The 14,646-nt window shown below is 46.1% G+C and carries 15 protein-coding genes; 13 read left to right on the top strand and 2 right to left on the bottom strand.

Annotated elements, in window-relative coordinates; all coding sequences use genetic code 11:
- Positions 1–48: 48 nt before the first annotated feature.
- From CEQ75_RS15590 to CEQ75_RS15530, 13 genes are all read left to right on the top strand, one after another.
- Positions 49–414, top strand: a complete 366-nt coding sequence (locus CEQ75_RS15590; RefSeq protein WP_089612012.1) for a PrgI family protein — start codon at positions 49–51, stop codon at positions 412–414.
- Positions 407–2,743 (top strand): VirB4-like conjugal transfer ATPase, CD1110 family, encoded by a 2,337-nt coding sequence (locus CEQ75_RS15585; RefSeq protein WP_089612011.1) that lies wholly within the window; start codon positions 407–409, stop codon positions 2,741–2,743. Before CEQ75_RS15590 ends, CEQ75_RS15585 begins: the two co-directional genes overlap by 8 nt.
- A gap of 78 nt (positions 2,744–2,821) precedes the next feature.
- Positions 2,822–3,229: a DUF6075 family protein gene (locus CEQ75_RS15580; protein WP_089612010.1), complete on the top strand. Its 408-nt coding sequence runs from the start codon at positions 2,822–2,824 to the stop codon at positions 3,227–3,229.
- A 30-nt stretch (positions 3,230–3,259) separates the two neighbouring features.
- On the top strand, positions 3,260–5,263 hold the full coding sequence (locus tag CEQ75_RS15575; protein ID WP_089612009.1) for a M23 family metallopeptidase: 2,004 nt from the start codon (positions 3,260–3,262) through the stop codon (positions 5,261–5,263).
- 125 nt (positions 5,264–5,388) lie between these two features.
- Positions 5,389–5,625, top strand: a complete 237-nt coding sequence (locus CEQ75_RS15570) for a hypothetical protein (RefSeq protein WP_089612008.1) — start codon at positions 5,389–5,391, stop codon at positions 5,623–5,625.
- Position 5,626: 1 nt separating this feature from the next.
- Positions 5,627–6,325 carry a JAB domain-containing protein gene (locus tag CEQ75_RS15565; RefSeq protein WP_089612007.1) on the top strand — a complete coding sequence of 233 codons (699 nt, stop codon included), beginning with the start codon at positions 5,627–5,629 and terminating at the stop codon, positions 6,323–6,325.
- Between the two features lie 239 nt (positions 6,326–6,564).
- Entirely contained in the window at positions 6,565–7,146 is a 582-nt protein-coding gene (locus CEQ75_RS15560; protein ID WP_089612006.1) for a TetR/AcrR family transcriptional regulator, read from the top strand.
- A 15-nt stretch (positions 7,147–7,161) separates the two neighbouring features.
- Complete coding sequence (locus CEQ75_RS15555; protein WP_089612005.1) at positions 7,162–7,500, top strand: phasin-related domain-containing protein; 339 nt, start codon at positions 7,162–7,164, stop codon at positions 7,498–7,500.
- A gap of 150 nt (positions 7,501–7,650) precedes the next feature.
- Positions 7,651–9,339, top strand: a complete 1,689-nt coding sequence (locus tag CEQ75_RS15550) for an ABC1 kinase family protein (RefSeq protein ID WP_089612004.1) — start codon at positions 7,651–7,653, stop codon at positions 9,337–9,339.
- A 28-nt stretch (positions 9,340–9,367) separates the two neighbouring features.
- Positions 9,368–9,889, top strand: a complete 522-nt coding sequence (locus tag CEQ75_RS15545) for an HD domain-containing protein (protein ID WP_089612003.1) — start codon at positions 9,368–9,370, stop codon at positions 9,887–9,889.
- A 29-nt stretch (positions 9,890–9,918) separates the two neighbouring features.
- Positions 9,919–10,842: a YidC/Oxa1 family membrane protein insertase gene (locus tag CEQ75_RS15540; protein WP_089612002.1), complete on the top strand. Its 924-nt coding sequence runs from the start codon at positions 9,919–9,921 to the stop codon at positions 10,840–10,842.
- A gap of 40 nt (positions 10,843–10,882) precedes the next feature.
- On the top strand, positions 10,883–11,473 hold the full coding sequence (gene dhaS / locus CEQ75_RS15535; protein ID WP_089612001.1) for a dihydroxyacetone kinase transcriptional activator DhaS: 591 nt from the start codon (positions 10,883–10,885) through the stop codon (positions 11,471–11,473).
- Between the two features lie 105 nt (positions 11,474–11,578).
- Positions 11,579–12,679: an Mbeg1-like protein gene (locus tag CEQ75_RS15530; protein ID WP_089612000.1), complete on the top strand. Its 1,101-nt coding sequence runs from the start codon at positions 11,579–11,581 to the stop codon at positions 12,677–12,679.
- Positions 12,680–12,719: 40 nt separating this feature from the next.
- On the opposite strand, the gene CEQ75_RS15525 is transcribed toward CEQ75_RS15530, so the two are convergent.
- Together CEQ75_RS15525 and ytvI are read right to left on the bottom strand one after the other, a co-directional pair.
- The gene (locus CEQ75_RS15525) at positions 12,720–13,475 is read right to left on the bottom strand and encodes a prolipoprotein diacylglyceryl transferase (RefSeq protein ID WP_089611999.1); all 756 of its coding nucleotides are present in this window, start codon (positions 13,473–13,475) and stop codon (positions 12,720–12,722) included.
- 96 nt (positions 13,476–13,571) lie between these two features.
- Complete coding sequence (gene ytvI / locus CEQ75_RS15520; RefSeq protein ID WP_089612671.1) at positions 13,572–14,639, bottom strand: sporulation integral membrane protein YtvI; 1,068 nt, start codon at positions 14,637–14,639, stop codon at positions 13,572–13,574.
- Positions 14,640–14,646: the final 7 nt, after the last annotated feature.

The following is a 14,646-nucleotide window of genomic DNA, read 5'->3' as shown; positions in this document are numbered from 1 at the left end:
CTGGCGCTTCGTGAAAGAGGCGCTATTTTTTTGTGGAGGTGATGATATTTGGAAGTCAAGATCAACCGGGAAATCCGGGACTATACCGAGAGCTTGTTTTTTGGACTGTCCATGCGGCAGTTCATTTTTTCTGTTCTGGCCGTCATCGTGGCCATCGGCATCTACTTCGGCCTGCGCAGCTTCTTCGGCACGGAAACCGTAAGCTGGATGTGCATTTTGGGGGCCGCCCCCTTTGCCGCCCTCGGCTTTATTCAATACCACGGCATGACGGCGGAGCAGTTTTTGTGGGCCTACGTCAAGTCGGAGTTTCTCCTGCCCAAGCGCCTGACTTTTCATCCGACCAACATCTATTACGAAGCCCTGAAGCCCGTCCTGGAAAAACGCGAAAAGGAGGCATGGAAACACCATGATTAAAACCCTGCAAAAAATCATGAAGCAGGACAAGGAAAGGTTTGCCGTCCCCAAAGGTGTGCAGCAGGCCATCCCCATCCGCGCCATCTGGCCGGAGGGGATTTTCCAGGTAGGAAACAAGTTTTCCCGGACCTTTCGCTTTGCGGACATCAATTACGCCGTGGCCTCCAAGGAGGACAAGGAAGCCATGTTTCTCTCCTATTCGGAGCTTTTGAATTCCTTTGACAGCGGGGCAACCACCAAGATCACCATCAACAACCGCCGCCTGAACAAGACGGACTTTGAAAACTCCATTCTGATCCCCCTCCGGGAGGACGGGCTGGACACCTACCGCCGGGAATACAACCGGATGCTTTTAGAGAAGGCCACCGGCGCGAACAGCATCGTGCAGGACAAATACGTCACCGTGTCGGTGGCAAAAAAGAACATTGAGGAAGCGCGGAACTACTTTTCCCGCATTGATACCGACCTCATCACCCATTTTTCCCACCTGGGCTCCAAATGCGTGGAGCTGGACGCCACCGACCGCATGAGAATCCTGCACGACTTTTTCCGGGCCGGTGAGGAAACGTTTTTCCGTTTCGACCTGTCCGAAACCATGCGCAAGGGGCATGATTTCAAAGACTACATCTGCCCCGACACCCTGGAGTTTGAACGCGATTATTTTCGCATGGGCAGCAGGTTCGGGCGCGTCATTTTCCTGCGGGAGTACGCCAGCTTCATCAAGGACAGCATGGTAGCCGAATTATGCGACCTGAACCGCAGCATGATGCTGTCTCTGGACATCATCCCCATCCCCACCGACGAGGCTGTGCGGGAGGTGGAAAACCGGCTGCTGGGCGTGGAGACCAACATCACCAACTGGCAGCGGCGGCAGAACCAAAACAACAACTTTTCCGCCGTGGTGCCCTACGATATGGAACAGCAAAGGAAAGAGAGCAAAGAATTTCTGGACGACCTGACCACCCGCGACCAGCGCATGATGTTCGCCGTCCTTACAATGGTGCATGTGGCGGACAGCAAGGAGCAGCTTGACAGCGACACGGAAACCCTGCTGACCACGGCCAGAAAACACCTGTGCCAATTCTCCCCCCTGACCTGGCAACAGATGGACGGCCTGAACACGGTGCTACCCTACGGCCTGCGCAAAATTCACGCCATCCGGACCCTAACCACCGAAAGCACGGCGGTGTTCATCCCTTTCCGGGCGCAAGAAATCACCCATAACGGCGGCATTTACTACGGGCAGAACGTGATCAGCAAAAATATGATTATCGCCAACCGGAAATTATTGCTGAACGGCAATTCCTTCATATTGGGTGTCTCCGGCTCCGGCAAATCCTTCACGGCCAAGCGGGAAATCGTTAACCAGATGCTGGCCGGTGACGACGACATCATCCTGATCGACCCGGAAAGGGAGTATTCCTCCCTTGTCAAAGCAATGGGCGGCGAGATTATTCATATTTCCGCGACCTCGAAAAACCACATCAACGCAATGGATATGAGCAAGGATTATGGCGACGGCGCAAACCCGGTCATCCTGAAATCGGAGTTCGTCCTGTCCCTGTGCGAGCAGCTCATCGGTGGCCAGAATCTGGGCGCGAAGCAGAAATCCCTGATCGACCGCTGCACCGCCAATATCTACCGAAAATACCTGCAAAGCAATTTCAAGGGAAAAACGCCCACCTTGCAGGACTTCCATGCCGAGTTACTGAAGCAAGCGGAGCCGGAAGCGCAGGAAATCGCTTTGGCCATTGAGCTTTTTACCTCCGGCAGCCTGAACACCTTTGCCAAAGCCACCAACGTGGACGTGACCAGCCGCCTGGTCTGCTACGATATTCTGGATTTGGGCAAGCAGTTGCTGCCCATCGGGATGCTGGTCGTATTGGACAGCATTTTAAACCGCATCACCCAAAACCGGGCCAAAGGCAAAAACACCTTCATTATTATTGATGAAATCTACTTGCTGTTTCAGCATGAGTACAGCGCCAACTTTCTGTTCACCCTCTGGAAGCGGGTCAGGAAGTACGGCGCGTTTTGTACGGGGATCACCCAGAACGTGGACGATCTTTTGCAGAGCCACACGGCCCGGACCATGCTGGCCAACAGCGAATTCATTGTCATGCTCAACCAGGCTTCCACGGACAGAATGGAGCTGGCCAAGCTCTTGAATATCTCCGACCTGCAACTCAGCTATATCACCAACGTTGACGCAGGCAACGGCCTGATCAAGGTGGGTAGTTCCCTGGTGCCCTTCACCGACCAATTCCCGCGCAACACCAAGCTCTACAACCTGATGACCACCAAGCCGGGCGAACAGGCCCAGAGCTGAATTAGGCAGCCAAACACCAACGGCTGGCCGTAATTTTCCGGCCAGCCGTTCATTTTTCGACGTTAGGAGGAAAACACAATGGAAATCAGCCGATTTGCAGAGAAGGAACATAAGACTTTTTATAATCAAATGCTGACCAAAACCCGCAATAACGACGTCTACCACCAGGCGTTTTTTTACGCAACGGGCATCTGCGCGGAAACGAGACGCAATATCCATACCCTCTTTGATTTCGAGGAGGGCGGCATCAAATCGGAGGGCCTTGCGGCTCCGTGGCAGACGGGCGGAACCCGCCGCTTGTGCCGCCTAGCCTTCAACCTGTGGAACGGCTGGACGGAGGAAGGAAAAGAAACCCGTTCCACACCTTACGAGCTGTTTGACTGCGGCTTTGCCCCCTATTTTTTTGAAGCCATCCGGCTGCGCTATCCCGAATATTGCCGGAGCTTGGAACGCACCGCGCCCCATATTTTTGCAAAGGCGCGGTAGTCAGTAAACCCTGGAAGGAGGTTGGGCGCGTTGAAAGACATCAAAACCAAAGCCACCGTCAAGGACATTAAGGCGCTGGACAAAAGCCTTGATGTAACCCGCAGGGCAAAAAATGCTTTTATCCGCACCAGAGATCAGGCCGAGCGGACGCAGCGGCCGGAAGACGACAGCTATGTGGCGCATGCCGAAGACAAGGTAAAGGAAAGCGCGGAAACGGTCGGCAATGAAGCTGTTCACACGATAGGGCGTCAGTGCCAAAAGGCGGTTCAAAAAATCAAGGAACGCCGCAATTCTCCCTCGGACAGCCATCACGCCGATGCTGCCGACGGCCATGCTACGGAGCAGACCTCCTCCCCTTCCGAAACCGGGCGTCCCCCAACGCGCCGAAGCGCCGTTTCCCCTCAAGGAAAGCAAGCTGCCTCGCACAAGGCCGGAAAAGCACCTGCACAGTCCCAATCTCCCCCGCAGGCCAAGCCATCGGCCCGGCGAAAAGCTGTCCCATTCAAAGTGACGGAAAGAGGTAAACGAAAATATACCCTGGCCAAGCCCAACGAATTGGCAAAACGGCGGTTTGTTCAGAGCCGGGCAAAGGCGCGGTTTACCCAAGACAGAGAAATCCAGGCGGCGGAAACCAAAACCACCCCCCAGGCCATTCCAAGTCCCGTGTTCAGATCAGGCGGAAATATGACACGGCATACCGCCCCAACCGGCATCGGCGGCACTGGCCGCACCGTCCGGCAATCTGCCCGGCCCGGCAGTAAAACCGTAAAGCAAACTGCCAAGGGCACCATTAAAACGGCGCCAAAATCGGTCAAGACCGCCGGACAAACCGCCAAGGCCGGTATAAAAACCTCTCAGACAGCGGCGAAAGCCGCCGCCCAAACCGCGCGGACCACCGCTAAAGCGGCGCAACGAGCGACGCAGACGGCAAGGGCCACAGCCAAATTTACGATTCATATGGCAAAACTAACCGTCAAAGCCGCCGCCGTGCTGACTAAAGGACTGATTGCCCTTATAGGCTCAGGCGGGGCTGTTCTTGCCCTGTTCCTGATTATTATCGCTGTGGCCGCCCTGTTCTCGTCTCCCTTTGGCCTGCTCTTTTCCGACGAGAACCAGGACGCGGGGGTAACGCCCGTCTCCGTGGTGATACAGGAAGTGAACGAGGAATACAACCAGCGGATAGAAGACATCAAGAACGACAACACCTGGGACACGCTGGATGTTCAATACGTCGGCACCGGAGGCAGCCGGGGCAATATCTGGATAGACATTCTGGCCGTGTTTGCCGTTAAAACCGCCCTGACCGAAGACGGCATGGATGTCGTCACCATCGACCAGACCCGTGTTGACCTCATCCGGGAAGTGTTTTGGGATATGACGGAAATTGACCACTGGATAGAAACCGTGGCGCACACAGACAGCGACGGGGAAACATGGTACGAGCGCATTTTGCATATCGTCATCACCCAGCGAACCGCAGGGGAGCAGGCGGAAATCTACGGCTTTAACGACGACCAGAGGGAAGTACTGGAGGATCTTCTGGGCGGCGACTATGACCAGTATTTTATAGCCCTGATCACGGGTTTCCGACACCTGGGGGACGGAACGGAGGTTATTGCGGAGGGCTTTTATATCTGGCCCAGCGCCGCCAGCGATTATGTAACTTCCTTTTTTGGCACCAGGTTGCATCCCATCCTGGGCGTCTACAAAACCCACAGCGGCATTGACATCGGGGCGAGATACGAAACGGCAATATTGGCTGCTGCGGACGGCGTGGTCACAACCGCCGCTTACGACGCGGGCGGCTACGGAAACTATCTCATCATCGACCACGGCAACGGCAATATGACCCTTTACGCCCACATGAGCCAAATGAGCGCCGGTGTCGGGCAGACGGTGACGCAAGGCCAGACCATCGGCTTCGTGGGCAGCACGGGATTGTCCACAGGTCCGCATTTGCACTTTGAGGTTTATGTCGGCGGCACCAGGGTTGACCCCCTGCTGTACTTCTCTAATTACACGGCGGCATGGTAAGGATGTGGCTGATTAAAAAGTTGCTGACGGTCACCCAAAAGATAACGGAGACGTGATAGCCGATTACTTGGCTTTCACGTCACCGTGCTTTTTATTAGTGCTAAATTTGAAAGGTGGAAAAAAGAATGAATTTAGAAGCGTTAAGGGAGTTGGAATATAGAAAGTGCGCGGATTTACTGGCTGAATTGCTTGACTTGGACGGGGATGCCAAAGAAAAAATTCAGAAATGCTTTCAGCGCATGGGAATCAGAAATTTTTTTCGGCATCTTGAATCAGCGGACTTAGCCCCTGAGACTTCCGGGAAGCTGCGAAGTATACAAGCCCTGATTGAGATATTGGACAACAAAAGGGGGCGGATATAATATGAGGCCAGACACACGGCATACCGAGAAATTTCTAAAAGGGCTGACAACCTTAACGGGTCTGCCCTACAAAAAGCTTCAGCGGTATGTAAAACAAAACAACCCCTTTAACATCTTGGAGCATCCCCGCATTATGGAACCAAATGAAAAGCAGCTCGAAAAGATCGGACTGCTCAACGAGTTCATTGCCTCCTACAACCTTTTGAAAATCTATGAGAGCAATGAAAAAATTACCTTCAATTCCTCAACCGCGGCAGGCCAGTATTTTTACGCCCTCTTAAGCGGGATGAAGGATAAAGAACGATTTATGGTCGCTTTTTTAGACAGGAGCAATAACGCAATCGAAATAAAAACCATGTCGGAAGGGAGTATTGGCCAGACAGCCGTGTATCCGAGGGAAATCTTAAAATACGCCTTGGCCTGTGATTGCAATGCGGTCATTCTGGCCCATAACCATCCCGGAGGCTCCCGGAACTTTTCCCCGGAAGATAAAGCGTTGACCCAAAGAATTGTAGATATTTTCCATCCTTTGGAGATCAAAGTCTTAGATCACATTATTGTGGGTGCCGGAAACTATTCTTCTATGGCGGAAAAAGAAAGTATACCTGACTTCTGTAAAGATAAAGCAAATTATGATGCGATTGCATTAGGCGCAATACCCATAGCAGAAAAGCGAAATAGATTTCAAAATACCCGCTAAGGGCGGAACTCTAAATATAGTGCGATACCAAAAAGACCGATCGACAATACCTAAAAACGGTATTGCCGGGCGATCTTTTTTTTTAGAGAAACTTTATCAATCATTTGCGTCAGCGTTATGTCAAAGAGGTACGCCTCCTCCCTGTACTACATCTATTATCAATGCCGGATTACTTGACATGGGCAAAAAAATTATGATAAAATAATACGTACGTACGACCAATATTTTGGAGGTGCCACATGCAACAAAAGACTGATAAAACAAATCCCTCTGAGAAAATCCTTATAACGGCCTTTGAATGTCTTTCTACAAGAGGCTATGCCAATGTATCCATGCGTAATATTGCCGAGGAAGCCGGAGTCGCGTTAAGCCAACTGACATACTACTATAAGAATAAAGAAAAATTATTCATTGAAGTTATCAATATGATGACACTCCAATATTTACATGAAATAGAAGGAAATTTAGAATCTGTCACGGGTGAGAAAGAAAAGCTCGCGTCCCTCGTGAGGTTCTTTAAGGAACTGATCAGGGATAAACCAAAACTTTTGAAACTTTTTATTGATTTTATAGCACAGGCTTTATGGATTCCATCTTTTAGAGAACAACTGGACAGCTTATTTACTGAGCTGACGGAGGTTATTGAAAGAAACCTATTGACCCACACGAAAATCAATAAAAAATATCTTGGATATTCTCCCCAAACGGTAGCTAAATTAGTTCTTGGAGCTTTACTCGGAACATCTATTCAAATAATACTCGGTTCCGACCGGGACAGCGCCTTTGAATCCTTAAATTTGGCAGAGAGCCTATTAAATTAAGAGGGAGTGTGTATTATGTCAAACGCATTTGAAAAGACAATCAACTTAGGATTAGGGCTTTTCTTGTATTCACAGGAAAAGGTGGAAGAAGTGGTTGAGGAACTGGTCGGCAGAGGCGAGGTGGCCAAAAAAGACGCCCGGCAGTTTGCGAGCGAGCTTATGCAAAGAAGCGAAGAACAGAGAGAAGAACTGAAAAAGCTGATTCAGGGTGAGGTCACCAAGGCTCTGGATCATGTAAATGTGGCGAGAAAAGAAGACCTTGTTACAAAAGATGAAATCAGAGAAATTGTCAGAGAACAAATGCAGCAAGTACTCCGGGAACAAGGATTTTTCAAAAGCGAGGGCACCAAGTAAAGGGGATAATGTTCAGAGTGCCGGAAAAGTAGCAGGCTCAGGAAAGAGAGCAAATCAATCTGAATATGCTTTTGCTATGTGATGAAACGATAGAAGCGCCTCCTTTCCCCTCTGCTTAAATATAGTGCGGAATCGCGGGATAGAGTTGATATGATGAATTACAGGCGCGTTCGTGCCAGAAGATATAAAGAAATTATTGCTGTTTTTACAAAACATGGTTTTGGATTGCTTGTAAAGCGACTTAGGCTCCCTTATTCTTTAAGGTCCAAAAATAGAATTTTAGACGTCGGAACTGCACCTGACACGGCCGGAGCTTCAGCAGGAAAAAGGCTGAAGATGGCCTTGGAAGAATTGGGTCCGACGTTTGTTAAACTGGGACAAATTTTAAGCATACGACGGGATATTTTACCGGCTGATATTATTGAAGAGCTTAAAAGGCTGCAAGACTCGGTGCAACCGTTTCCTTTTTCTGAGGTCAAGACGCTCATTGAAACGGAATTTAATGACACGCTGGGAAATCTCTTTAAAGAATTTGACGAGGAGCCTGTGGCCGCGGCATCCATATCCCAAGTCCATCGCGCCAGACTGATTTCGGGAAAGCAGGTGGCCGTAAAGGTTCAGAGGCCGGAGATAGAAAAACTCATAGATCTGGACTTAAACATTTTAAAAGATATGGCGCATTTTCTCGACCATCACACAAAATACGGGGAGATTTATGATTTTAGCGGTATGGTGGCGGATTTTGAAAACACGCTTAAAAATGAACTGGATTTTACCAAAGAAGGTGAAAACGCGGATACCTTCAGGCTTAATCTCAGCCGGGACGAAGGCGTAACAGTCCCAAAAGTGAAGTGGATATATACAACAAAGCGGGTTCTCACCATGGAGTATTTTGAAGGTATCAAGATCAGCGATACTGCCGCCTTGGATCTGGCGGGCATTAATCGAAGAAAGATCGCCGAGAGGCTTGCCGCCTCCATATGTAATCAAATACTCAGAGACGGTTTTTTTCATGCGGACCCGCATCCGGGTAATATTCAGGTCATGCCGGACGGCACCATCATATTTCTTGATTTGGGGATGGTAGGTTGCTTCAACGAATCCCGGAAAAGAGCGATTTCAAATTTTTTTATCGGGGTTGCCTTCAAAGACAGTCGAATGGTGGTCAACTCCATTTTTGCTATGGAGGCCGCAACTGCTCGAAGCAATGTCAAAAGCTTTGAAAAAGGCGTTGATGCGCTGATCGAAAAGTACCTTACGATGCCTATGAACGAGATGAAAATTGATAAGCTGATCCAGGAAATCTTCCATATTGCGTTTTTGAACCATGTAAAAACACCCCGTGAATTTGCTTTGCTTTCCAAAACATTGACAACTCTTCAAGGACTGTTGGAAAAATTAGCCCCGGATATTAACTCCCTTGTTATTGCGGAACCTATCGCTAAAAAGCTGCGTTATCAGTCGCTTTCAATCGAGAGAATGGGAAGCGGAATAAAAAAGAACTTATTAGATTATTGGAATCTGTTGAGCGAATTCCCGGCCGCGATGCAAAACCTTCTGCATAAAGCGGCAGATACAGACTTTGCCGTTCAGTTTGAGATGAAAGAGATGGATAAGCTTCAAAGGCGGCTGGAACGAATCTTCAATAGGATATCCTTCAGCCTGATTTTGCTTGCCGTAAGCATTATCATCGCCGGAGTCCTGATAAGCTCCGGCCTTAGTGCGGATAGAAGCAGCGAAATGTATTTTTTCAATATTACCGTCTTAAAAGTAGGTTTGGCATCGGCGGCTATTATTGTTTTGGTACTGGTGATTTCCATGATCAGGTCAAGAAGCTGAAAATAACGCATAAAAGGGGCAATATTAAATGAACGGCTGGATCATTTCAAAATTAAGACTGGAACCGGATTCCTTCGCTGATGCGGAATACCTGGACTGTGTAAGCGGGCTGATCAACCATGAAATGGTCCGGTCGATGGGAAATTATATCCAACACAGCGACATCAATTGTTTAAAGCATAGCCTTTATGTGTCGTACAGCAGCTATCTTGTTTGCAGGCGGATGGGGCTTGATTATCGTTCGGCGGCCAGAGGAGGATTGCTTCACGATTTTTTTCTGTACGACTGGCATCTTGAAAAACCGTACAATGGGCTACATGGCCTTACGCATCCTCAAGTCGCTTTGCAGAATGCGAATAAATATTTCCATTTAAACAAAGCGGAACAGGATATCATCCGAAAACACATGTGGCCTTTGACAGTAACACCGCCCAAATATAAGGAAGCATACATTGTGGCCGCGATAGATAAATATTGTGCATTTATGGAAACTTTCAATTTTGGAGAAAGAAAAAATGTGCGTAGGTTGCAAAGCCTATTGTGCCGTTAATGCACCTTCCTTAGAAAGGATCAAAAAGTATGTTAGATTTTATAGCAATCCCGATGGGAGCCATCTTGAAATATATATATGATAACATTGCGTTTCAGAATTATGGGATCGCAGTCATATTTTTAACGGTAGGAATAAAATCACTTATGCTTCCCCTGACCATAAAGCAGGTGCAATCGACCTCAAAAATTGGTCAGCTTCAGCCACAGATGCAGGAAATTCAAAAGAAATATAAAGACGACAAGGAAAAGCAGAGTACGGAGCTGATGAAACTCTATCAGGAAAATAAGGTGAATCCGACCGGCGGCTGCCTTCCCCTGCTGATCCAGATACCAATTTTGTTTTCTTTATATTACGTTATTTCCCAGCCTTTGAAATACATGACTGGGAAATCTCCTGAAATCATAGCGCGGCTCTATGAACTGATACCGCAGGGTGCCGAAAAGATTGCGAACATGAAAGACCTGAGTATTATTGCTTATTTTAGTGACCACTCAGAAAAGCTTCAGGCGGTATCTCATTTGCTGCAACCGGAAGATTTACTCAATATGAATTTTTTAGGGATCAATCTTGGAGCAGTGCCCGCCTGGAATCCCAGCAATTATATCAACAGCGGTACAAGCATACATAGCTACCTTCTGCTGTTAATTCCGTTGCTGTCGGCCCTCACATCCTATATTTCAGTAAAATATTCCATGAAGGATACGCCGAAAACAAACGCAGATCGGATGCAGGCGTCCATACAAAATAACTTAGCCTTAATTTCACCCATCATGAGTGGCGTAATTACTTTTACAGTTCCTGCCGGGCTGGGCCTGTATTGGATCATTGGGAATATTTATCAAATCGTGCAACAGATGTTTATAAACATCGTTGTTTTAAAAAAGCGTAGTGACAGGAAAAAGCAAACCGAAAACAGCAATAGTGAATTACGTCAGACGGATACAGCATAAGATGAATTCTCGGATTACTTTGGGAGGGGGCTCAGCTTAAATGTCTGATTCGAATATAACGAAACTAGCCCTTGCCAATTCATTGAAAGGGCTAATGGCAAAGACCGCTTTTAATAAGATTTGCGTCAGCGATATTGTGGATAACTGCGGACTAACAAGGCAAGCATTTTATTATCATTTCAAAGATAAGTATGATCTTATGAATTGGATTTATTATACGGAGACCGCCTGTTTTATGAATTCCTATAACAAAGTGGAGCATTGGATGGATGGCCTGACAGATTTGTGCAATTATATGCGGCAAAATAAGACGTTTTATATCAACGCTCTTAACACAACCGGGCAAAATTCTTTTCAGGAATATCTGCATGATTACATCCGCGATATTTCGATATCTGTAATAGAGAGCATCAAAAACACAGAATTTGAAGAAGAAAAATGGGGATTTATTGTCGAATTTATTTCCACTGCTTTTGTCGGTCTGATTGTGCGGTGGGCCGACAATGGCATGAAAGATGATCCGGCAGAGTATGTAATGAAAATGCGCAGCTTATTTGACGGAAGCATTCTTTGTGAACTGGAAAGCCAAAGCGAAGGGATCGCCACGGAAAATCCGACCAAACCGGAATGATTATATGGCAGCCCATTATTTTTTATTTGTCAGTAATCAGATTTTAGCAATGTGAAAGCTGCACTGCCTGTAAAGCATTCCCAAACTGAAATTGGAGCAGGTAGTATGAAAAACATTATTGATTACGCAATAGAAGAAAGTGATACTTTTAAAAATAGAAAATTCAACGCGGCTGACAGCCTGGTTTTATCCCAATTGGCGTATCTGCGTTTTGATAAGTTCGTACCCGGTTTATTTGATACCGCGACGCCGGTAAGCATAAAAGAAATAGCAAGCAAGGAAAACCTGGATATGCTGTTTCGTGATACATGGAACAGTAAAAACAACCGGCATCTATTCTTTGCGCTGGCGAACAGTTCAAGGTTTCGTGACTTGAAAATGGCTTTTTATGTCAATAAAATAGACAACAAGACTGAGAAGCAGTTCTCAGCCATTACGTTTTTGCTGGACGACTGTTCAGCCTATATCGCTTATCGCGGAACCGATTCAACCTTTATTGGATGGAAAGAGGATTTTAACATGGCATTCATCAGCCCTATTCCCTCGCAGGAAGAAGGCGTCGCCTACCTGAATGCCGTTGCCGATAGAATTTCATGCCAATTAAAAATTGGCGGACACTCGAAAGGAGGAAATATTGCGGTCTATTCCTCCATAAAATGCTACCAGCCCATTCAAAATAGGATCACGCATGTCTTTAGCCATGATGGACCCGGATTCAGGGATGAAGTTTTTCAATGCCACGAGTATTTAACTATAAAAGACCGAATCAATAAAACCTTGCCTCAGTCATCCATAATCGGAATGCTATTGCAGAATCAGGAACATTATTCCGTGGTGAAAAGCAATCGCATCTGGTTTATGCAGCATGATTCTTTTTCGTGGCTAATTGACGGCAGTGATTTTCAATATGTTCAATCGGTTAAAAAAAGCGCGCTTTTTATGAACGGGACGCTAAACCAATGGATTAACTCCTTTGACGACCAAAAACGGGAGTTGTTTGTCAATACTCTTTTTCAGATTATCCAAGCAACAAATGCCAAAACATTTTATGATCTGACCGGAGATTGGCCCCAAAAGGCTGTTGCCGTACTTGGCGCAATCAGAGGTATTGACGATGAGACAAGGAAGTTTGTTTTTCAAACCATAAGGGCGCTGTTTGCTTTGGCTGTTAAAAATATACGAGAAATGGGCTCGGAGAATAGTTAATAAGCCTGAAACCCGTAAAGCTGAAAAATGCGCTGAACATTCACTCTTTGTTAGCCCAAGGCAATTCTTTCCTAGAAAACATCACTATGCCAATTGCCAAAATTATTACAGATATCAACTGAGATGTTGACAGAATTCCGACGCTACCCCTGTAATCGTTTCTAAAGAATTCTATTATGAATCTTCCCACACTATAAAGAATGAGGTATAAAGACCCTACCTTCCCCGTTCTCCGGTCTTTTTGAGCATAAAATAACAATACTATCGCGATCAAGAAGTCTCCTGCACTTGAAAACAACTGGGTTGGTATAAGTTTAACTCCATTAGGTGCAAAAGATGAATTGTGAAAAACTATACCAATGACCGAATCTGTTTCACGTCCATAGCAGCATCCGGCAAGAAAACAACCAATTCGACCAAATCCTTGTGCCAGTACTACGGATGGCACTGTTAAATCAAAGTATTGAAAGAAATTAACTCTTTTTGATCTACAATACATCATTGCTGCTAATATGCCGCCAATTATGCCTCCATATACTACGAAACCGCTCCCGGATACAATCCGCATAGGTTCATTGAAAAAGGCATTTATTTCTACTAAACAATAAAGCAGTTTTGCTCCAATAAATCCGAATATAAGGGTTACAACTCCTAAACTATACACAAAATCTGCATCAAGCCCTCTTTTTTTTGCCCGTTTACCCGCTGTTATCAAAGCGCATAAGATGCCGATCCCTATCATTAGCCCGTAGCCGTGTATTGATATGAAACCAATATCAAATATTTCGTTATACATATGATTATAGCCTCACAAAATTGAATGCTATCTGTGTTCGTCCCTTCTCTTCCTTTTAATCCAGACATTATCCAAAACTTATTCTGTTTTTATCAGCTATTGCTTGAAAAAATCATTATCATAAAGATGTTTTATTATGACTACGGCGACAGGCAGAGCGAGTATTCCGATTAATCCGAAGACCTTTAATCCGATATATATGCATATTAACATGACAAGAGGATGCAGCCCTATTTGTTTTCCTACCAACTTGGGTTCCAATATATTACGGACTATAATTATGATAAGGTATAATACCGCAAGCCCAATGGCAAGCGGTATATTGCCTTTTATAAGTTCAATAATGATCCATGGAACGACAACGCCACCCGTGCCAAGCACGGGCAGTATGTCGATAACGGCAATCAGCGCGGCAATGGTAATCGCCCCGACCACCTTCAAGATAGAGAGCCCCACTGCAAGCTCAATAAATGTTACGGCCATTAAAATCGCATAAGCTTTGATATACTTTAAGCCGATGCCGGTGGCAAAAGCTTTTATCTCAGCTAAAAGGTTTTGTTTTTGAGACGGAAACAACTTAGCAATATACCCTGTAATTTTATTGTAATCCATAGCAAAAAACAGGGATGAAATGACCGCAAATATAATAGATAGGAACAGCCCTGGTACAAAAGATGCCGAGGATGCTATCAACCCAATCGTCTTTGAGGAAATACTGGAAATAAACGATCCCACAGATTGAGATAAAGAATCTGCCATATTTTGAATTGCCTGAACCATCATAGGATCAAGTTGGGCTGTTATTCTTTCTGCATTATCAAAGACTTCATTAATTGCAGGCTCAATATCCAGCGCATATATTTCTGGGAGCTTGATGATACCATCTTTTAGCTCGGCAAGAAACCTTATGCCGATCCAGGATACAAAAAAGCCCGCCACACCATAGAACAGCAGAATCAGGGCAACCGCAACAGCCTTTTTGTGAACATGGAATTTTTCCGATGTAAAATTTATTACCGGCTTCAAAAGCAAAGCTACTATAAAACCAATAATAAATGGCATCAATAAGCCAAGTACATACTTTATCACAATAAATACAATAGCGATAATCAAGGCAAAGTAGATGAAATTAATAATAAAGTTTTTTTTCTTTTCTATGGTCATACTTTTA

The organism is Dehalobacterium formicoaceticum (genome assembly GCF_002224645.1).
GTDB classification, from domain to species: domain Bacteria; phylum Bacillota; class Dehalobacteriia; order Dehalobacteriales; family Dehalobacteriaceae; genus Dehalobacterium; species Dehalobacterium formicoaceticum.
This window is presented reverse-complemented; position numbering and strand designations above follow the sequence as displayed.